The organism is Brevibacillus brevis (genome assembly GCF_031583145.1).
Classification (GTDB): domain Bacteria; phylum Bacillota; class Bacilli; order Brevibacillales; family Brevibacillaceae; genus Brevibacillus; species Brevibacillus brevis_E.
In genome coordinates, this window is the sequence record NZ_CP134050.1 from 3,233,252 (window position 1) to 3,254,422 (window position 21,171).

At 50.6% G+C, this 21,171-nt stretch carries 19 protein-coding genes and 1 pseudogene; 5 read left to right on the forward strand and 15 right to left on the reverse strand.

Features of this window, described 5'->3' with window-relative positions; translation table 11 throughout:
- Position 1: 1 nt before the first annotated feature.
- From RGB73_RS16080 to nikA, 14 genes are all read right to left on the reverse strand, one after another.
- Positions 2-244, reverse strand: coding sequence for an acetyl-CoA carboxylase (locus RGB73_RS16080; protein ID WP_310763531.1), 243 nt, complete (start codon positions 242-244; stop codon positions 2-4).
- A gap of 19 nt (positions 245-263) precedes the next feature.
- Entirely contained in the window at positions 264-1,232 is a 969-nt protein-coding gene (locus RGB73_RS16085) for a 5-oxoprolinase subunit C family protein (RefSeq protein WP_310763532.1), read from the reverse strand.
- Positions 1,225-2,127, reverse strand: coding sequence for a 5-oxoprolinase subunit B family protein (locus tag RGB73_RS16090; RefSeq protein WP_396136108.1), 903 nt, complete (start codon positions 2,125-2,127; stop codon positions 1,225-1,227). The genes RGB73_RS16085 and RGB73_RS16090 overlap by 8 nt, the downstream gene beginning before the upstream one ends.
- Positions 2,109-2,732, reverse strand: a complete 624-nt coding sequence (locus RGB73_RS16095; protein WP_310763534.1) for a nucleotidyltransferase family protein — start codon at positions 2,730-2,732, stop codon at positions 2,109-2,111. The genes RGB73_RS16090 and RGB73_RS16095 overlap by 19 nt, the downstream gene beginning before the upstream one ends.
- A 24-nt stretch (positions 2,733-2,756) precedes the next feature.
- On the reverse strand, positions 2,757-3,887 hold the full coding sequence (locus tag RGB73_RS16100; RefSeq protein ID WP_310763535.1) for an XdhC family protein: 1,131 nt from the start codon (positions 3,885-3,887) through the stop codon (positions 2,757-2,759).
- 24 nt (positions 3,888-3,911) lie between these two features.
- The gene (locus RGB73_RS16105) at positions 3,912-4,775 is read right to left on the reverse strand and encodes an FAD binding domain-containing protein (protein ID WP_310763536.1); all 864 of its coding nucleotides are present in this window, start codon (positions 4,773-4,775) and stop codon (positions 3,912-3,914) included.
- Positions 4,772-7,120 (reverse strand): xanthine dehydrogenase family protein molybdopterin-binding subunit, encoded by a 2,349-nt coding sequence (locus tag RGB73_RS16110; protein ID WP_310763537.1) that lies wholly within the window; start codon positions 7,118-7,120, stop codon positions 4,772-4,774. Before RGB73_RS16110 ends, RGB73_RS16105 begins: the two co-directional genes overlap by 4 nt.
- A 2-nt stretch (positions 7,121-7,122) precedes the next feature.
- The gene (locus RGB73_RS16115) at positions 7,123-7,647 is read right to left on the reverse strand and encodes a (2Fe-2S)-binding protein (RefSeq protein ID WP_310763538.1); all 525 of its coding nucleotides are present in this window, start codon (positions 7,645-7,647) and stop codon (positions 7,123-7,125) included.
- A 22-nt stretch (positions 7,648-7,669) separates the two neighbouring features.
- Positions 7,670-8,128 carry an SRPBCC family protein gene (locus tag RGB73_RS16120; protein ID WP_310763539.1) on the reverse strand — a complete coding sequence of 153 codons (459 nt, stop codon included), beginning with the start codon at positions 8,126-8,128 and terminating at the stop codon, positions 7,670-7,672.
- A gap of 518 nt (positions 8,129-8,646) precedes the next feature.
- Complete coding sequence (gene nikE / locus RGB73_RS16125; protein ID WP_310763540.1) at positions 8,647-9,480, reverse strand: nickel import ATP-binding protein NikE; 834 nt, start codon at positions 9,478-9,480, stop codon at positions 8,647-8,649.
- A gap of 57 nt (positions 9,481-9,537) precedes the next feature.
- Positions 9,538-10,359, reverse strand: a complete 822-nt coding sequence (gene nikD / locus RGB73_RS16130) for a nickel import ATP-binding protein NikD (RefSeq protein ID WP_310763541.1) — start codon at positions 10,357-10,359, stop codon at positions 9,538-9,540.
- 14 nt (positions 10,360-10,373) lie between these two features.
- Positions 10,374-11,207 (reverse strand): nickel ABC transporter permease subunit NikC, encoded by an 834-nt coding sequence (nikC, locus tag RGB73_RS16135; protein ID WP_310763543.1) that lies wholly within the window; start codon positions 11,205-11,207, stop codon positions 10,374-10,376.
- 8 nt (positions 11,208-11,215) lie between these two features.
- Entirely contained in the window at positions 11,216-12,148 is a 933-nt protein-coding gene (nikB, locus tag RGB73_RS16140) for a nickel ABC transporter permease subunit NikB (RefSeq protein ID WP_310763545.1), read from the reverse strand.
- 18 nt (positions 12,149-12,166) lie between these two features.
- A complete protein-coding gene (gene nikA, locus RGB73_RS16145; protein WP_310763546.1) occupies positions 12,167-13,792 on the reverse strand; it encodes a nickel ABC transporter substrate-binding protein in 1,626 nt (541 codons plus the stop codon).
- A 1,053-nt stretch (positions 13,793-14,845) separates the two neighbouring features.
- Between nikA and RGB73_RS16150 the strand changes: the two genes are divergently transcribed.
- The gene (locus tag RGB73_RS16150) at positions 14,846-15,430 is read left to right on the forward strand and encodes a TMEM175 family protein (RefSeq protein WP_310763547.1); all 585 of its coding nucleotides are present in this window, start codon (positions 14,846-14,848) and stop codon (positions 15,428-15,430) included.
- An 831-nt stretch (positions 15,431-16,261) separates the two neighbouring features.
- On the opposite strand, the gene RGB73_RS16155 is transcribed toward RGB73_RS16150, so the two are convergent.
- Positions 16,262-17,131: an ATP-dependent DNA ligase gene (locus RGB73_RS16155; protein ID WP_310763548.1), complete on the reverse strand. Its 870-nt coding sequence runs from the start codon at positions 17,129-17,131 to the stop codon at positions 16,262-16,264.
- Between the two features lie 536 nt (positions 17,132-17,667).
- On the opposite strand from RGB73_RS16155, the gene RGB73_RS16160 reads away from it, so the two are divergent.
- The 4 genes and pseudogenes from RGB73_RS16160 (at position 17,668) to RGB73_RS16175 (ending at position 20,641) form a co-directional block, all read left to right on the forward strand.
- Positions 17,668-18,006, forward strand: coding sequence for a hypothetical protein (locus RGB73_RS16160; protein ID WP_310763549.1), 339 nt, complete (start codon positions 17,668-17,670; stop codon positions 18,004-18,006).
- A gap of 93 nt (positions 18,007-18,099) precedes the next feature.
- Positions 18,100-18,642, forward strand: coding sequence for a hypothetical protein (locus RGB73_RS16165; protein ID WP_310763550.1), 543 nt, complete (start codon positions 18,100-18,102; stop codon positions 18,640-18,642).
- Positions 18,639-19,202, forward strand: coding sequence for an amidase domain-containing protein (locus RGB73_RS16170; RefSeq protein WP_310763551.1), 564 nt, complete (start codon positions 18,639-18,641; stop codon positions 19,200-19,202). The genes RGB73_RS16165 and RGB73_RS16170 overlap by 4 nt, the downstream gene beginning before the upstream one ends.
- Before the next feature lie 225 nt (positions 19,203-19,427).
- A pseudogene (locus RGB73_RS16175) lies at positions 19,428-20,641 on the forward strand (IS256 family transposase).
- Positions 20,642-21,171: the final 530 nt, after the last annotated feature.

Sequence of the window (21,171 nt, forward strand, 5' to 3'; positions counted from 1 at the left end):
GTTATTTCAGGCTGACAATTTCTTGTCCGACGTCCACGATGCTCTCGTTCTCCACGCAAAACTGGTCAATGACGCCGTCTTCCTCCGCTTTCACCTCGTAAAAATTTTTCATGACCTCGATGAGACCGACGACATCCCCTGCCTTGACGGTGTCGCCTTCTTGGACGTAATCCGGTTTTTCCGGGCTTGGCTTCCGGTAAAATACGCCCGGCAGCGGGGAAAGAATGGCTTTTTTGTCACTCATGCTAGCCCCTCCTGTCCTTTTATAGCGAAGCGGCGATCCGCATCAGCTTCTCCTCGGTTTCCCTGCGCGCCTGAAGGGCTTCCGCCAAGGAAACTGCCGCAAAGCGGACCTTCTCATTTGTTTTGATTTGCCCCATCCGGTTCAAGTCGCTGCTGATCACCGTCGCGATCGTGGCGTACCCGCCGCCTGTGACGGCATCGTGCAGCAGAACGATCGGTTCCACACCGTCCGGCACCTGAATCGAACCGATCGGATAGCCGAGGTCGGTCACGTTGGACGGATTGCTGCCCGCTCCGAACGGCTGCTCGCGCTCGACGAACTGCAGGCGCTCCCCGCGGTGCCGGTAGCCGATACGGTTGGCCTCCGGGGTAACCGTCCATTCGGTCTGCAAAAACGTCTGCTTGCTTTCTTCCGTCAGCCGGTAGCTGCACAAGCCGACGACGACCCGTATTTCGTGCGCTTTCCCGAAGACGGGAATATACGCCTCGTCGATTCGGCTGCCGACCGGAACGTCCTTTTCCTTCATGTCCGCCGTATGCAGCACATCCCCGGCGGCAAGCGCCCTGCCGTTGTATCCGCCAATCCCGATCAGCGTGTAGGTCGAACGGGAATTCATGATGACCGGAACGTCAATGCCACCCTCTACGGCCAGATAGACCCGTGCGCCGGACTTGACGAAATCAAAGCTCAGGATATCTCCCGGTTTAACCTCGAGCGTTTCCCACATCGGGACCGGCTCGCCGTTGATTTTCGGCGGCATGTTGGCGCCGGTCAGGCTGATGCGCATCCCTTTCTCAAACAGCAGCTCCGGTCCCAGATAGGTGATCTCCAACACCGCCGCATTCGGATGGTTTCCTACCAGCAAATTGGCCGCCGCAAAAGAGTATTTGTCCATCGCCCCGGACGGAGGCATCCCGATTTCATACAGGCCGATTCGTCCTTTGTCCTGCACCGTCGTTTGCAGACCTGGTTTGATTACCTTAATCATGGTACAGCCTCCTCATCACGTTCTCGGAGAACGCCTCCGGATCGGCCAGCACATCCCCGGGCGTGAACGAAAAGTCTTTTTTGCGGTAGACAAAGGTCCCGTCCTCCACCTGCCGGCGAATGTCTTCGTACTCTTCGCGCGTGATGCTCCGGTAGCGGAAAATGTCTCCCTGCCTCGGAAACACCATGGAATCCTGGAAATCGGGCAAGGTCTGCTCCTTCTGGTAGATGGGCGCCGGCGCAATCCCGTACAATTGATACCCGCCCGCTCCCTGCACGGGATAGATGACCGCGAAGGCCCCGCCAAAGCCAAACGCGCGCTCGGGCGTATAGGTGCGCGGACGAACGTATTTGGGCACCTCGATCTGCTTCTCCCGCGAAACCATCTGGAAGCACCACGGCAAACCGGGAACAAAGCCGATCATGGAGACGAGAAACGGCGCGCCGGTGATCGCCTCGATAAACTTCTCCGTACTTGCATAACCGTTGATTTTGGCCGAGTATTCCAGATCGGTCGCTTCCGGATCCTGATGGCGGTCGCGAAATCTCATCAACGCCTCATGCGTCCACGGGTCTTCGAACAAGACCGGGACATCCACGAGTCGACTGGCAATCGTCACGTCATCCAGCCGATTCGTTGTCTTCTCGATTTCCTGCAAGACGTCCATGAGCTCTTCTGAATCCAGCACATCCGGATTGTATCGGACCATGTAGGAAGCATTGGACGGGCAAATATCCAGGATCCCTTCCAGCTGCTTCTCCTTCAGCTTGCGGGTGATCGCCATCCCTTTGAAGTTGGATTCGAGGCTCATTTCCTCGGAAAACTGAACAAAGATGAATTCGTCGCCACCGTATTCATAGCGTGTCGGCACGCCGCTCACTCCCTTCGCCCCCATACTTGGCGCGCTTTCTCAACATCTTCTTGTGTATCCAGATCCACGTGAATGCCGGGATCGTCAATGGGAAGAAAGACGCGGTGTTTGATCGATGCCAATATCGGTTTTGCACCCTGATCGCCATAGACGGCATCCAGCAACAGGGCCTCTGGGTTCCCGAAAAAGACGGGATGTCCCGGCTTCTGCTCGAAAACTGGCTGCAGCACAAACGGTTCCGCCTGTCGGAAAAGCAGTTCGTCTCCCGCTCGTTTCACCTCCCCGACGCTTTGCCTTCGGATAAACGGCTGATCGCCGAGGAACATCATGACAGCAGAAGCGCGAGACTCCATGGCGGCTTGCATTCCCAGACGAAACGACGTGCTTTGTCCCAGCCGATACGCCGGGTTGAAGACCCACTGAAAGCGCGGGTCGCGGATGGCGATGGTTTGCTCGATCTGCTCCGCCTCATGCCCGATGACGGCGATGACCCGCGAAAAGTCCGCCGAAAGAACAAGCCGGATCACGCTCTCCAAAAGATACTCGCCGTCCAGCTCCAGCAGCTGCTTCGCCGCCCCCATGCGAGTGGAGCGGCCCGCTGCCAAAATTACGGCCCACGTCTGATTCATACTGCCGTCCTCCCCCTTCGCAGCTTAGCCGGAACGGACCGCAGCAAGGTGAATGCGGTCTTTGTTTCGCAGAGGACCGCCGCCATGGCCGCTGCGCAGCGCCACAATCTCGGCCAGGATGCTGACTGCAATTTCGTCCGCACTATCGGCCCCGATGTCTAGTCCGATCGGGCTGAACAGACGGTCCATCTGGCTTTTGGCAAACACGCATCCTTCGTTTACCAGCAATTCGAGCAGGCGGTTGCGGCGGGAGAGGGGCCCCAACAGACCGATGTACGGCGCCTTCGAGGAGATGGCGAAACGCAGCGCTTCCTTATCCCGCTCCAGATGATGGTTCATGATAATCAGATAGCTCCGATGTGTAACGGCGACCTTCTCCGCGTACCCGGCTGGGGTCACTAGCAGTCTCGCCGCTCCCGGAAAACGCTCCTCGGTATTGTAGGACTCCCGCGGATCAATCACGACAGTGGAGTACCCGAGAGACTGGCTGAGCCTTGCGACCGGCATGGCGTCATGGCCCGCCCCGAAAATCATGACAGTCGGCTCCGGCACCGCGATGTCGATAAATACGTCGGCAGTCGTTCCGTCCGCGAGCGTGAAGCTCTGTCTGACCGGTCGCGGATGCTGCTTCCGAAGCAGGGTACGGGTCCACTCGGCTGCCATTCGGTTGAGTCCCACATCTCCGAGGGAGCCGGCGGCGCTCCCCGTCTCGGGAATCCACAAACGCCGCTCCAGGGAGAGGGCATCTGAGTCCTGGTTCATTACCGTACAAAGCGCGCCTGCTCTGCCGCGAAGCACATCCTCCGTCCACAGGGCAAAGGCGGGATGCGTTTCGTTCGAGACGGGCTCTATCAGGATCTCGACCGTGCCCGGACATCCCAGCCCGAGACCCCATACGAGGTCCTCATCCAGTTCGTACCGCTTGATCACCGGCTGCCCTTGCTCGATTACAGTACGGGCCGTCTCCGCCACATCCCGTTCCAGACATCCTCCGGAGATGAGCCCGGTAAACCGGCCGGATTCCTCCACGTACATTTTGGCACCTTCCCGCCGATAAGCGGAGCCGCGCACGCGAATCACGGTCGCAAGTGCGCCTTTTTTTCCTTCCCTTCTCGCTTCCTCTATCGCCCGAAGGACATCAACATTTTCCCGCATCACGTCACCCCCGCCCCGTCCTGACTAGGTTTCCAGGAGAATTTGTCTCAGCGCGCGTTCGGTATACACCTGGCACAGATGGCGGCGATATGATTCCGACGCGAACAGATCATGGCCAATCTCCCCGTCCTCCGCCGCTAAGAGAGACGCCTGGCGGATCGTTTCTTCCGTCGGCTGTTCACCCAAGAGCGCCTGCTCAACCGATGCTGCCCGGTAGGCGATGTCAGCGGCGCCGTTGATCCCGATGCGCACAAAATCGATTCGTCCTCCTTCGTCCACCCCGGCAATCGCACACACGCCCACTACGGCATATCCGGAGGCGGGATGCGCGTATTTCAGGTACACGCTTCTTGTATGAGGGGGCGGAATCAGGAAAGAGACAGACGTCAGCACGCTCGTTTCAGAAAGCGCGGTGACGAGCGGCCCTAGGAAGAACCCCTCGACCTCCATCGCCTCTTTGCCGTCTTCGCCGTGGACTTCAACGATCGCCTCCAGGGCGAGAGCCACACCCGGAAGGTCTGCGGCGGAATCCGCGTGGGCGAGATTGCCGCCTACCGTTCCCTTGTTGCGTACCTGCAAGTCCCCAATCGTGCGGGCAGCCTCCCCCAGGACCGGGATGTGAGCCTGAACCAAAGCGTCCTGATAAAGCGCCCGATGCGTCGTCAAAGCTCCCACGACCAGCCGGTTTCCTTCTTTGCGAACGCCTCTCAGCTCGGTGATCTGGCTGATATCGATTAGCACGCCCGGATTGGTCAGACGAAACTTCATCAGCGGGAGCAGGCTATGTCCGCCGGCAAGAAACTTTCCTTCCCCATTGCTCTCGTGCATCAGATGAATGGCTTCCTCGATCGAACCTGCGCGAACGTAGTCAAACGAGCTGGGTATCATGCATTCTCCCTCCTGCTTTGCATCGCTCTCCACACCTTTTCCGGCGTGAGCGGCATATCCAGATCCTTGATGCCAAACGGACGCAGCGCATCCATCACCGCATTGACCACAGCCGGCGGCGCTCCCGTCGTGCCCGTCTCCCCGACTCCTTTTGCGCCAAGCGGGTTCACCGGGGACGGATTCTCGGTAAAGCGGGATTCGATGGTGGGGAAAAACCTCGCTTTCGGCATGGCGTAGTCCATGAACGTGCCGGACAACAGCTGTCCGTTGTCGCTGTAGACCGCGCCTTCCCACAGCGCCTGACCGATTCCCTGGGCGACCCCGCCGTGCACCTGGCCCTCCGCCAGCAGCGGATTGATGACGCGTCCGACGTCATCGACGGCGACGTACCGTTTCAATTCAATTTCGCCCGTCTGCCCATCCACTTCCACGACGCAGATGTGAGCGCCGAACGGATAGACGAAATTGGGTGGATCAAAGAACGACTGCCCTTCCAGTGCCGGTTCCACGCCATCGGGAAGGTTCCAGGCAAAGTTGGCCGATTTGGCGATTTCCTGGAAGGTGCGGCTTCGTTCTGGAGCACCGATCACCCGGAATACGCCCTCGGAAAACTCCACATCCGTGGCTGAGGCTTCCAGTTCGTGCGCGGCAATCGTTTTCGCTTTCGCAACTACGCGGTCGGCCGCGATGGCCACCGCCGCCCCTCCGACTGCCGTATTGCGGGACCCGTACGTCCCCCAGCCCATGGAGACGCTGCGTGTGTCGCCGGATATCAGCTCGATGTCGTCGATTGGGATGCCCAGCTTCTCCGCAACGACCTGGGCGAACGTAGTTGCGGTGCCCTGGCCGTGGGGGGAGGTTCCGGTGAAGACCGACACCTTGCCGCTCGGATGGACCCGAACCGTGCTGTTTTCCCACACGCCGCCCATAAATCCGATGGCCCCCGCCACTTTCGACGGACCGAATCCGCAGAGCTCCACATACGTGGAAACGCCGATCCCCAGCCATTTGCCTTCCTGGCGCAAGCGCTCCTGCTGCTTGCGAAGACCCTCATAGTCGACGATCTCCAGCGCCTGACCCAGCGTATCTTGGTAATTGCCGCTGTCATAGGCCACGCCCATCGCCGTACTGTACGGGAACGCCTCATGCGGGATCAGGTTTTTGCGCCTGACCTCGACCGGATCCATTCCGATCTCCTGCGCGAACAGATCGACGATGCGCTCGATCTGGTAAGCCGCTTCCGGCTTGCCCGCTCCCCGGTACGCGTCGGTCGGAGTCGTGTTGGTGTAGACGCCGTACGTGACGACAGCTGCTTTCGGAATGGTGTAGGCGCCAGTCACCATCAGTCCAAAGTCGATCGTCGGACAGCCTCCGCCAAACGTGGACAGATACGCTCCCAGGTTGGCGGTATTTTTCACGCGGATCGCGGTAAACGTGCCATCCCGCTTCCCGGCCAGCTCTACCTCGATCACTTCGTCACGGGCATGCGTGGTCGCCATGAAATGCTCTTTCCGCTCTTCGATCCATTTGACCGGGCGCTTCAGATCGCGCGCGGCATGGCCGATGACGGCTTCCTCATTGTAGGTAGCGATTTTGGAGCCGAATCCCCCGCCTACGTCAGGAGACACCACGCGCAGCCTCGTTTCCGGAATCCCCAGCACATCCGCATACACCATCCGGTGGATGTGCGGATTTTGCGAGGTGCACCAGATCGTCAGCTCGTCGCTGCCTGGATTGTACTGCGCGACCGCTCCCCGCGTTTCGATCGGATTGGGGATGACGCGCTGATTGTAGAGGCGCTGTTTGACGACCACCTCCGCCTCTGTGAATTCCTCGTCCGGCACCTCCCCTGCCTTCCACAGCAGGGCCAGATTGTTTTCCACATCATCGTGGACAAGCGGTGCTCCTTCTGCAAGCGCTGCTTCCTGGTGCACGACCGCAGACAATTCCTCGTACTCCACTTCGATCAAATCCACGGCGTCCCGGGCGATGTATCGGTTTTCGGCAACGACCAGGGCGACGCACTCGCCGGCGTAGCGCACTTTGTCCACGGCCAGGGCGCTGCGGTCCTTCGCTTTCAAATTGGCACCCGTCACATACCACATCGTGGGCACCGCTTTCACTTTTCCGATCAGATCCTGCCCCGTATAAACGGCAACCACTCCGGGAAGCGCAAGCGCCCCGTCAGCGTCGATCGCTTTGATCCGCGCATGCGCATGGGGGCTGCGGACAAATGCACCGTACAGCATGCCCGGCAATTTGATGTCATCCGTAAAGCGCCCGTTCCCAGTGATCAGTTTGGGGTCTTCCTTCCGCTTGAGCGGAGCTCCGATCATCTTGGCCATTGTTAACGTCCCTCCCCTGCATTGGCCATCGCTTGCTTCGTCTCCTCGGCCTCTCGGATCAGCTTCGCCGCGTGCTGCACCGCGCTGACGATAAATTGGTAGCCGGTGCACCGGCAAATAACCCCTTCCAGTCCGTCGCGGATCTCTTCCTCGGACGGATCGGGGTTCTCTTTGAGCAATCCGACCATCGCCATCATGACGCCGGGCGTGCAAAAGCCGCACTGCAGGCCATGCTTCTCCCAGAATCCCTGCTGGATCGGATGCATCGCATCCATCTGGCCAAGTCCTTCCACCGTGGTGACCGCAGCCCCGTCGGCCTGCACTGCGAGCATCGTGCAGGATTTGACCGCTTCGCCGTTGACCATGACTGTACAGGCTCCGCATTGGCTGGTGTCGCAGCCGATGTGAGTGCCCGTCAGATCAAGCACGTCTCGCAGAAAGTGGGCCAAAAGCAGACGCGGCTCCACCTCCGCTTGCCGCAGGGCGCCATTTACCGTTACCGAAATGTGTTTGGTGACCGTCACCATCAAGCACCTCCTTGTTTCTTCCTCATTCGGAATGCGATGCTGCCAGCAGCTTCATTTCCTTGTCTGCCGCTTTGAAAAATTGGCCCACGATCATTTTGGCAACGCCCCCCATCACCCGCTGTCCCACCGATGCGAGGACGCCCGTTACTTGCACGTCTGTTTTGCACGTCAGCAAGGTCCCTTGTTCCACTTCGTCCAGCTGCATATCAGCCACCGCGTCAATTTCCCCCGGCAGTCCTTTGCCGTGAACGAGCAGACGGTAGGAGGCCGGCTGCTGTTGGTCCACTTGTTGTACCTGGCCGGTAAACAAGCCTTTTACCGGGCCAACGCTGATGCCCATCTCCGCTCGGTAAATCCCCTCCTCCATCCGTGAAAACGATTTACATCCTGGAATGGACTTCCTCAGGACCTCTTCATCCTGAATCAGCTTCCAAACGATGTCTCTTGGTATGTCGAAGGTGTATGTATGCTCCAGCTTCACTATGCTCCCTCCCCGTTCGGACTTGTGGTCTGGAGGTTTGAACATGCTGTCGCCTAGAAACAGAGCAACAATCGTGCCATTTGCATTTACCTGAATTTTCACTATTTTATCTGCGCGCTTTTTCATTTTTGAAACGTTGCCTTTCAGTTTTGAAAAGGCCTTGTCATGCAAAGCGGGGCCATCTCTTTGCGGTTATTCACCGCTTTGGGACAGCCCCTTTTATTCTATCGCATCGCTGGCGGTGACGGAGCAAGACGCGCGGGAAGCGACAGGTGGTTGGAGAGTCCGCAGAGCAAAGTCGAGGCCCATTCGGTTGTTCCTCTTTCCGCAAATAAAAAGACAGCTGCTGCCATGGGCTTGAAAGTAACGTCCCAGGCTGCAGCTGCTTTTCCTCACAATCGAGCCTATTTATTGAGAGGCACTCCCTCTCCCCGTCACGAATGATGGCGTCGATTCCTCCACCTATATCGCTGCCATGAAGCTCGTGTTCGCCTATTCTTGTGCCAAGGGTCAAAATGCTATCTCTCAGCCGTTTGCGTTTGAACACGATTGCATGAAAAGGCACGGTGACGAGGGTGCTCGGGAAGAATGGACGAAATCAGGCTTTTCACAGCAGGATGAGAAGAGGCAAAAATCCCATCTTTATCGTGGCACATCTCGACGACTTCCCCCTTTTCCATTACCGCTACCCGATCAGAGATAGTGTAGGCCGCTTTTATATCATGAGTAATAAAGAGGTACGAAAGGCCAAATACCGACTTCAATTCGCCAAACAAGCGCAGGATGTGCATTTGATTCACCATGTCCAAGCTGCTTACGGATTCATCCAGCACGATCAATTTCGGCTTCAAAGCAATGGCCCGAGCAATATTGATTCTCTGTAACTGTCCACCGCTAAATTGGCGAGGGTATTTCCGCATATCCGCAGGAGTCAATCCCACCATTTCAAGCAGTTCCCCAATTCGTCGCTTTTGCTCGCTTATCGTCAACTTCTCATAGTTATCCAACGGTTCTCCGATGATCTGTTCAGCGGACATTCGTGGATTTACTGCTGAGTAACAATCCTGGAAAACCACTTGAAGATCCCGGCGGAGTTCTTTGCGGGTACTGGAATCCGCTTTATACAGATCTTTTCCTTGAAAAATAACCTGTCCTTGCCGGGGCCTCATCAATCCTAAGATCACTTTGCCCAGTGTACTTTTCCCGGCACCGCTCGTTCCCAGGAGTCCCAAACACATTCCTTGTTCGATCGTCAGAGAAACGTTTGAAAGAACCGGTTCGCTCCTGCCTGATCGATGAAACAGCCCTGTCTTCCCATAGGCATGGGTTACTCCTTTTACCTGAAGTAACATGTGCTCACCTCCACTTGCGAAAAGTCACGGGGTAGACTGTAGAATTTGAAAAAATAGTTAACGATCATTGTACTGCCTCAAAGGGAACGCAGGTCTGTGATTCAGCAATTCTTTCGTATACGAATGCTCGGGGTGGTCAAACAGGTGAAAGACATTCCCTTTTTCCACAATACGTCCATGTCGCATGATGGCGACCTCGTCAGCCAATTCAGAAATGACACCCAGATCATGGGAAATCAACAGGATCGACGTACCGCATTCCGAGCGAAGCCGGTCAAGCTGTTTCAGCACCTGTTTCTGATTGGTTACATCCAACGCGGTAGTAGGTTCATCTGCAATGACAACGGATGGCCGCAGGCACATGGAAATCGCGATCATTACTCGCTGCAGCATCCCGCCGCTCAACTGGAAGGGATACATTTTCATCAATTTGCATGGCTCCGGCAGGTTCATATCCGTCATCGAAAGAACCGCCAACTCGCGGGCTTCCTTTTTAGTCAGCGAAGTATGGATGCGAATCGTTTCTATGAATTGGTTACCGATCGTATAGACCGGTGTAAAGGCATTCATCGGATTTTGCATGATCAAAGCCATTTCCTTGCCGCGTATCCGCCTCATTTCCTCCGCTCCGATGCCGTTCAGCTCTCGACCATTCAATTGAATGCTGCCTTCTACTATGGTATTTTGGCGATCCAGCAGCTGCATGATGGAGTGACAGGTCACCGTTTTCCCGCAGCCGCTCTCCCCTACAAGACCTAGCACTTGACCACGCTTCAAGTCAAACTCAACATCCTGAATCAAGGAGAACGTCCCTTGCTCCCCTTTTCCCTTTACGCACAGCCCGCTGACCTGCAGTACCTTATCTGCTTTTTCGTTCATTCTCTCAACCCTATTCAAAAACGACGTTTGACTCCAAACCGCTCCGATAAAGCTTCTCCTAACAGATTGAAAGCAATGACGACAAACAAGATCATCAATCCCGGATAAATCATTAATTCGGGGTGGCTTCGGATAAAGTTTTTTCCTTCGTGGATCATGCTCCCCCATTCGGGAGTGGGCGGCTGAATGCCCAGTCCCAAGAAAGACAGCGCAGAGATGTCCATGATCGCCCATCCCATTTCCAATGTTCCCATCACGAGAATCGGTGGCAGCACATTGGGAATCAAGTGCTGCCTGATGATCTTCCATGGGGAAGAGCCGCTGATTCTGGCGGCAGTTATAAAATTTTGCTCCATCAAGCTGACAACCATGCTGCGGAACATGCGAGCGTAGTATACCCATTGTACCATCATCAAAGCGAGAACTACCTGAATCAGCCCGGGGCCGAATATCCCCACAACCCCCAAAACAAGCACGAGATTCGGAAAAGCCATGATCCCTTCGCAGAACCGCATCAGTACGGCATCCACCCAGCCGCCTTTATATCCCGCGATGGTACCAACGATTAAGCCGATTCCGATTGCCGAAGAAAAAATCAGGAAGGCAAACCCTAGCGATATTCGGGTAGCATGCAATAGTCGAGAGAAAACGTCACGTCCCAAATGGTCGGTCCCCAGCAGATACTCGGATGAAGGAGGCTTCAATTTCATCGCCAGATTGACTTTGATTGGATCGTGAGGGGAAATCCAGGGGGCAAACACGGCAATACCGGCAAACATGATCAATATGATAGAGCAGATGGCAATGGTTTTCTGACTCTTGAGGATGGTCCCTATTCTCGCGATCACTGGTCGGTTCATCCTTTCACAGAAATTCGGGGGTCCATGTATAGCTGCAAAATATCCACAATCAGGTTGCATAGGATGAATAAACAGGCAGCAAAAATAACATAGCTTTGGATGACCGGAATGTCCCGATTAAAAATCGCCTCGACAAAATAACGACCAAACCCTGGCCACGAAAACACTTGCTCCACAATAATCGTACCTGTCATCAATTTCCCCATGTTCATGCCCAGGCCTGTGATGACCGGGGCAATGGCAATTTTCAACACATGCTTCAGCATGATCGATCTCTCTCGCAAGCCGCGCGTTCGCGCATACAAGACATACGACTCCTGCAATTGCTCCAGTACGCTCGCCCGCAGAAGCCGGGTGTAGATCGCGATCAGAGCCAAAGACAACGTCACGGACGGAAGCACCAAATGCTCCCAGGAACCCCTTCCTTCAACCGGCAGCAAGTCCAGCTTGACCGAAAAGAAAAAGATCAGTAAGTATCCCAACCAAAATTGCGGAATCGAGGCTCCGAAAAAAGAAAGAAGTCTACTGAATTTATCAATCAGGCTGTTTTTATAGACCGCAGACAAAAAACCGAGCGGGATGCTGATCAAAACGGCCAGCACGATACTGCTGACAGCCAGTTGCAACGTCGCAGGGATTCTCGCAGCAATTTCATCGATAACAGACTCATTCGTCAAATAAGATTTGCCGAAATCAAGTCGGCAAATCTTTATAACGGTTTGAAAATACTGAACGTACAGAGGTTGATCCAAGCCAAATTCATGCCTTTTCTGGGCCAGAAGCTCCTCTGTCGGATGAATATGGGCTGCTGTCAAATACGCCTCAGCCGGGTCTACCGGCGAAATGCGAATCAGCACAAAAGTAACGAAGATGGCGAAAAGCACGATGGGAATGACAGCAAGAATTCGCTTCCCGATATAGCTGACCATGAAGTTCCTCCTTGCTGTTTACTCCCCGAACTCAATCCCGTCAAATGGGTGTTCATCCCGATTCGCCGGGAAACGGAATGCTTTCACGTTTTTCTGGTAGACCACGGTTTTCTTGATGTACGAGACTGGGACAATTGCCGACTGCTCTTGCAATGTCGTCAAAATCGAAGCATACAACTGCTGCCGCTTCGCCTCATCCGTAGAGGCCAGTGCTTCCCGTACCTTCTCGTCCAACTCCTGTTTCATCGGCAAGCGCGAGTGTGCCTCCGAAACTCCCCAACCTTTTTCCGCGACCACATTGATGAAAGAGTGCGGATCGTAAGGAGCTCCGTAATTGTACCAGAAGTCAATGTCAAATTCGCCTGCTTTTCTACGCTTGATTTGAGCCGTTAATTCAAGGCCCGTAATGTTCAGCTTGACGCCAATTGCTCCCCATTCTGCTTGCAGCGTTTCTGCCATCGCTTTTTGAATCGGGTCCGTTTTATCGTAAATCAATTCAAGCTCCAGTGGCAGCCCGTCCTTTTCACGGACTGTTTTGCCTGCTGGCAGCTTCCATCCTGCTTCTTCCAGAGATGCTATCGCTTTGTCAACATTGTATTCAACCGGCTTGCTCTCCACATTTGTATACGGGAAGTTCTTGGACAAAATATTGTCAGCCTTCTCTTCCAAGCCAAGCGTGATGCCTTCTACCATCGCCTGTTTGTTAAAGCCTTGTTGAAGCGCCATGCGTACCCTCAGGTCAGCAAGCTTTTCATTGGTGGTATTCAACAGCAAACTTCTTGTTCCGACTGGTTCCGAAAGTTCGGAACCATACTTGCCGGATTCTCTCAATTGATTGAAAGAATCCATGCTGATAACGCCTTCCCCATAAATCAGATCCAGCTCGCCTTTCTCAAAAGCCATGACCCGCGTCTCGGCGTCAGGGATAATTTTCACGGTCACCTTATCGATCTTTGGACTTTCTCCCCAATAATTTGGGTTGCGGGTAAACACTGCATACTCATCTTTTTTGTAATCAGCCAGCAACCACGGGCCGGTTCCGACAGGTTTTTTTACTCCTTTGGAAGTGTCGCCGTCATCAGGAAAACCAGCTTCACCCAAAAAACGAACAGGACGGACCAGCGACAAATCCTGCAATGTCGGATAATAAGGTTTCTTCAGAATCATTTTGAAGGTGTGCTCGTCTACCACCTCTGTTTTGTCCAGAACGTTGATAACCCCAAGCCAGCTATGTAGTTTGGGATTGCTCATCACCGCATCAAAGTTCTTTTTCACAATGGCTGCAGTAAATGGCGTCCCATCCGAAAATTTCACATTTTTGCGGAGGGTAAACGTATATTCTTTTCCATCCTTCGATATCGACCATGATTCGGCAAGAAGGGGTTCCAGCTTGCCTCCTTCTTTGTAGCTCACCAACGGTTCATAGATCATCGATTGGGCAAATAATTGGGAAGGGTTATATGTATGTGGGTTCATTTGCCCGATATCCCTTGGCCAAGAGATTGTGACCCCCTTCTCAGCTGGAGAAGCTCCTTGTTCCACTGTTGTTGCATGTTCTTGTTTCGTGCAACCGATTAGAGCGGTCGATACGAGTAGGATGATTCCTACCATCAACAAAAATGCCCTTTTGCCTCCATTAGACATAAAATAAAGTCCCCTTTTGACTAATTAATAATGATTATCACTCCTGATAATAATAAGTGAGAACGATTTTCACGTCAACTGAAATGATGGGTTTCTTTTCATTTTCTTATTGATCGCAAGTAGGCTGGAATTACACCCACAGAGAAGGAGTACTTCACCAAGATAGTAAGCATTAAACGTATTTCTCTCTAGTAACGATGGCATTACAAAAGTCGGCGATTTTGGATTAACCTGATTGATAGCCTTTCAATTACACAAGGTTATTTGATCATCCGATAGAATGGGAATATATTTTAAAACATCTATTCGATGGCGTGAAACAACTGACAGCCCAAAAGAGGAAAATGAATAATCTGGATGAAGAAGATGCTAAGGAAGCTATTGCAGCTCTTTACAGCGGGCCTGAGATATGGCGTGTTTACTTTCTGGGTTGTAAGTTGGGAGGTTTTCGACGCGGAGAGTTACTGGCAGTCGATTTGAGACATCCAATGATTTTGAGGTATTCTGTATCGAGCGGGTGATGGGGAGCGAACCCACGCTACTAGATTGGGAAACTACATTTTAGTACATATGATACCCGAGCAGATTGTAAGAACCCTTGAATTACAAGGGCTTTTCTTATTCGCATTCGTTTGTATCTATGCTGATTTTTGGGCTTCCAAGAAAAATGCCTATGCAGTCCAAACAAAATACCAGCCTTAGTGCAAGCTACCTTGCTTTATTCAAAACAAAGATCGATGAACACCGGTGAGCCCTGCATCCCACTATTCGTCCAGTTCCGGAATTTCACCGTTCCCGTCCAACTTGTATTTCAAGTTCGATGTCGTGGATGGGAGATCACCCTTTCCCACTTCTAAAGAGAGGTTTATTGTATGAATCTAAGGCGGCTGCTAAAATACCCTATTACTAGTGAAAGATTTAGGAGGACAACTGATGTTCGAGTAAAACCTCCTTTCCTTTTATGCCTTTCTTTCATAGGGATGAAAGGACCAATACTGTCTGTAAGAAAGCCACTTCAACTTTACGCGCGAAGAGAGGAATAGGTGAAACATTTTGAAAGCGAATCGGATGGAAGCGTTTAGCGATGGCGTGTTGGCGATTATTATTACGATCATGGTCCTGGAACTTAAAGTGCCTGAAGGCCATGACTGGTATGCGCTGATCGAGCTTGGCCCCAAAATTTTAAGCTACATCTTCAGTTTTGTATATATCGGCATCTACTGGAACAATCATCATCATCTACTGCACATGGTTCGAACGATGAACGGGCGTTTAATGTGGCTCAACTTGCTGCTTCTTTTCTGGTTATCCCTTGTGCCGTTCACAACAGCTTGGATGGGGGAAAGCTATTTTGCAGCCACACCAACGGCGCTGTACGGTATTATTTTGCTACTTGCGGCGTTCTCGTACTGGCTTCTTCAGCGCGCGATTATTAGCCAGCATCCCGGAGATTCCTCATTTGTTCTGGCGATGGGCAGAAACTTGAAGGGGAAATTATCTCCCGTGCTCTACTTGATCGCGGCCTTGACCGCATATGTGAGTCCATGGATATCCGGCTTCTTTTTCCTCCTTGTTGCAGTAGTCTGGTTCTTACCGGATAAGCGAATCGAGCATGCCCTGCGAGGCCATCAAAATTGAACAAGTTGTTCGAGCCCCGAAGCAGTAACCTTTACGTTTTCCCCGACATTGTACTGTGTTTTATCTGTCTGAATACCCCCGATCGGTCGTTGGGTTGTGGTGAAATGTGCGACACCTGCACGCCGATCCGGGCAGGACGGAAGGAATCGGAACACCCTTACCTCCTCACATTTCAGCGACCTTTGCCAGAAAATATCCCGTGTAGCGACAACGGTTCACATTACCACGCAAAATGCCGACGGAGACTTAAAGTGAAATATGAAATTGCTTGGCGATCTTTTCCCCTTCCTTAATGCCCAAAAAGTCCCTATGAAGATTGTAAGGAGCTAAGGCTTGTTCCCTACGACTCAAAGTGCCTGTTGTGCCGTAACGTGTCGTTGAAACTCCGTTAGGAAAGACTCCCGTTCTTGGAGGAATCCAACCTGAATCCACGGCATAGGCAACAAACCCCTTTAACAATAGACAAGCTGATAACCAAATCCGTTTGCGTTCCCGGTCGATTCGGTCGGAAATTCCCGACTGGATACAGCCACATCGGGCCGGATCATCTCCTACGAAAGCACTAACAGAAAAAAATTGATTTCTCAAGGCTTTTTTCACTTTCTGTATGGAGCGGGTGATGGGAATCGAACCCACGCTACTAGCTTGGGAAGCTAAAATTTGGTGCTTATTATATCCGAGCCAATCTTAAAAACCCTTGATTATCAAGGGTTTTTCTCGTTCGCATCCGTTCGTATCCGTGTGAATTTTTGTGGTTCCAAGTAAAGCTCGTCCCCAAACCGTCCCCCGTCCGTCAGCGCTGGCCAAACAAAAAGCCCGCCTTGTGGCGAGCTAACTTGCTTTATGCAAGACAAAATCTACGAACACCGGCGACCGTAGCATCCCGCTCTTGGTCCAGTTCCGAAACTTCACCGTCGCCTGCAGCCTCGGCTCCAGGTAGACGAAGTTTTTATCCTCACCGCTCACCAACTGACTACACACTCGACGGAATGCCTGCTTGTGGATTGGAGGCACACCCAATTCAATCACACCAGCCGGCCGGAGTCGCCCGTTCATACCCATCACGGAGGCGATCCAACCGAAGTCCTCTTTCCGATACCCGCTGATATACACGTCCGCATACTGGTAATTGATCACCTTCACCCAGTCCGCCGATCGCTTCTCGATGTACGTACTTTCCTTCCGCTTGCAGACGATGCCCTCCTGGCCCTGCTGTTTGATGGCCTCGAACAATGCGGTACCTTCTTTCTCGACGAATTGGATCTTGTCAATGTGTGGCGTATCCGGAACGACGGAGTCCAGGATCTCCTTTCGCTCCAGCAAGGGTAGCCCTCGCAGACCCTTGCCGTCGTAGTGCAGAATATCGAACACCATAAGGCCGACTGGTTGCCTTTTTGCCGCTGCTGCGATCCGCGAAGTTCCTTTGGTATGGAACCGGCTCATCATCAGTTCGAAGTCGATCTGATCGTTCTGATCGATGCAGTAGACCTCGCCATCCAGAATAACATCCTGGTTGATCGGCAGGATGTGCAGCTCTGGATACTGTGCTGAGCATTCGTTGTGATGCCGAGTGTACAGCGTAGTTGCTCTGCCCATCTTGCTCAAAATCAGCCTGTGCCCATCGATTTTGGGCTCGTATATGAATCGGCCGTCGTCAAACGGTGTTTCTTGTTGCTCCAATAGCATAGGTTCTAGGAACATTAACATCACCTTATGCCATTGTAGCAATCGATTCATCCTGCAAGGTTGGGAATGGCTGGGTGCCTGTTGAGCAAAATTTAAAGTGAGAATCTCTTACAAATTTTCCTACTCCAGAAAATCCCACCCTGCTTCCGAGGCGGTATGAAGGAACCTTCCACGAAATTAATTACCTATCGCTCTTGGAACAGCGGTTGAAACCATTCCTCTCAAGGGGATCTCGCCCAACAAATCGGGCCCTCCAATTAAATTCATGATTGGGAAGGGTAAGCTTGTTTGCTTCGAATTCTACCGATTATCAACAGTAAAATAAAACTTTACTCAAGATGAACGACTCTGAACTAAATGTCGTCCTCACCCTTATAGGAAAAATTAGCACCAATTTTACAAGCAGATTTGATAAATTTTGCAGAAAATTTTATTTTTAAGTTGTGCCCACCGTTACTTCCAGTTTATAGAAAATGTATTATATTATGGTATTCGTTAGTGATCATACACCGTTTAATTTTGTTGTGAAATAGAAAAATGAGGTGATTATATTGAAAAAGATTAGGAATTGGATCATTGGAGTTGCTCTTACTTCAATTGCATTGACCGTTTTTTTTCAATTCAAAGACTTACCTGGCAATATGGGAGCGCTTCTTACAGTTAAAGAATTAATCAATAAACACAACAAAGAATCAAATGAACTGATAAATGAAGGCGCTGAAAACCATACCAATATCCAGTTTGCAGAAGGTAAGTATTTTGTTGATGTTAATAAAAATGTCACTACAAGTGAAGGGAAAAAGCGCGTAAATCACTACGAATATGTTCTAGTATACGAAGATTTGAAATGGAAAGTAATCAGCGAGAGATTAACATACACAGATGAATAAACTATTATTGAAAATAAAATATTGTAATATTTTCCATATAGTTGCAATATAAAGTCGATTCAAATATATGGAAAATATAGGAGTGGATTTCTTGTGAAAAAAGCAAAGTTTGCCTTATTCGCTGCTCTGTCATTAACCATTGGTTTTAGTGCAGTCTCATCAGAAGCTCTAGCTGCAAAGGTTGAAATTAGTAATACCAAGACAAATTCAGAGATTAAAACCACATTAGACAATTACTTCAAAGAAAGGGAGAACTCAATTAATAATGGAGATATAACTAGTCTTCCTTTCGATAAAAATGATGAAACATATATTTACTTCAAGTATATAAGGGAAGTTGATAATTTCGAAATCTCTGATTACAGGATATCATATGATATAAAAAAGATTACTGAGAATGAAAATGATATCGAGGTAGACATTTATCTTACTCAAGAATTTGTTATCAATGGCTCTATTGACTCGGGATTTGCAGATGATGTAACAATTACTCTTAAAAAATCAAGTACAGTCGGGAAAAGAGCTAGTTACTCTGCAAGTGAATCCTCCGAAAATTTAATGATTGAAAAAATGTCATCTGAAACTTTGGAAACAGATTCAAGCAGTGATGATGTCATCAAAAAAGGAAAAAAATGAAAACTAAGTTAAACCAAAAAAATACAAAAAAGCAGCTCCAAAATAATGCACCCAAAGCTACACTGGCATCTTATTCATATGACGGATCAGATGCAGCTTCCTATGCTTTAGACTATGCTCTGACCCCAAATCCTGACTATTATTATTGGAACAACGATTGCACCAACTTCGTTTCACAGGCTTTAAATTATGGTGGAATACCTGAAAGGGGTACTACTTCTGGAAATTATAAGAAATGGTACTACCGTGATAGATGGGATGTATCTACAAGCTGGATTAATGTAGATGATTTCTACGATGTACTTACAAACTCATATACAATCTTTGCCTCCGAAGTGGACTACGCTAGCGACCTTAGTTTAGGTGATGTCGTACAATATGACATTGATAGCGATGGAGACTGGAATCATACTGCTATTGTAACGAAAATTTACAATAACGGTCGTTACGATACACCGCTTGTCTCCTATCATTCATCTAACAAAAAAAATGTTGCTTGGGATTATTTTGTTTCAAAATACGATGAATGTGATTACAGATTGATTGATGTTCATGAATAATTCGTTACCAATAGGCTAACTTCATGGACAGATAGTAAAGTTAAACCCGTCTCTTTAATTAAAGGGACGGGTTAGCTATTTGATGATTGCATACGAATAAAACATTTACCGCTGTTTTACTGCAAAAGGACAAAAAGAAAAGCGTCCCTTCGAGTCTGTAAAATAACTTGTGTAAACTCTCAACCTCTAAACTACAATTAGTATTAGAAAGGTTGGGAGATTTTTATGATGTCAAAAGAGCAGATCAAGCAGTGGATCAAGGAGAAAAACATGAAGTCAGTGGACGATGTTCAGTCAGCGTTAAAGGATCTATTCGCAGACACGATCCAGGAATGCTGGAAGCTGAAATCGAGTCCTCTCTTGGATACGCTAAGCATGACATGAAAAACAAGCGGACAACCAACAGCCGAAATGGATACAGCAAGAAAACTGTCCGTTCCGAATACGGGGATGTTGACATCCAAGTCCCTCGAGATCTAGACGGTGATTTTGAGCCGAACATTGTAAAGAAACATCAATCCAATGTGACAGGGATCGAAGATCAGATTCTTGCCCTCTATGCCAAAGGCGTATCCACACGCGATATCCACGACCATCTGCAGCAGTTCTATGGCATCGACGTCTCACCAACGCTCATATCGAATGTAACGAATAAGATTGTGCCGATGATCAAAGAGTGGCAAAACCGCCCCTTGCAAGCGGTTTATGCTGTTGTTTTCCTTGACGCCATTCACTTTAAGGTAAAACAGGACGGAGCTATCGTCAATAAAGCCGCCTATATGGTAATTGGTATTGACCTTGACGGTCATAAAGATGTGCTTGGGATATGGATTGGGGAGAACGAATCGGCGAAATTCTGGCTGCATGTACTCAATGAACTGAAAAATCGTGGGGTCCAGGATATTCTCATCACAAGCGTCGATAACCTTCGTGGTTTTACAGAAGCCATTTCAGCATGTTATCCGAAGACGGAGATTCAGAAATGTGTCATCCATCAAATTCGAAATTCCATAAAGTACGTTTCCTATAAGGATCTAACAAAGATTACGTCCGAGCTGAAACCCATTTATAAAGCTCCAACGGAGCAAGCCGCGTTAGAAGAGCTCGAGCAGTTTGAGCAAACCTGGGGCAGTAAATATCCCTTAATGGTTCGTTCCTGGCGGAATAACTGGGACGAAATTGCCACCTTCTTTAAATATCCCCCAGAGATTCGAAAGCTGATCTATACAACCAACGTCATCGAGAGTTATCATCGACAGCTTCGAAAGGTGACAAAGGGAAAAACCATGTTTCCTACAGACGATGCTCTTATGAAGATGCTGTATCTCGTAACCATAGATGTTCTGCGAAAGTGGACGGGACGAGTCCAGAACTGGAGCCAGATTCTCTTACAGCTATCTGTTTTCTTTGAGGATCGTGTACAACCGTACATCCGCTAACCAATGAAAGGCTTCATCCCCATAGGGATTTTCTTTCTCTCCACCAATGCGTCCAGGGTTCGCTTCGCCTTACGCCCTTGACTCTATTGGCTTCGTAAAAGACGTCTCAATTAGGGGGAGGAAACCTTTTCATATATCGGTTGATTGAGTTTACACAAAAATCTTGACAGACCCCCCCTTTTCGTCCGACCGAGCGGAACAGTACAGGCATCACGACTATCGCCCACAATTTACCAACCGTATCCCGGTAAATCCCAAGCGGCTTGTCTTTGTCTTCTTGGAGATCCCCTCCCGCGCAAAAATCGTCACCTGTATGCGAAAGCAGGATCACCCGCGCTTCAGGATCGGCACCTCGCAGCCGGAAAGCGTTCAGGATGGATATTGTATTGTTCATCAAATCGAATGTAAGTTTACATCTGTAATGTAGAATGGTTGCCTCCTTTAGAATGCGTAACTGACGTTCTTGATCCTGTCTTTTCGGAACAACAAAAAAGAAGCTGTCATGGACGACAACAGCTTCTAAAGGAACC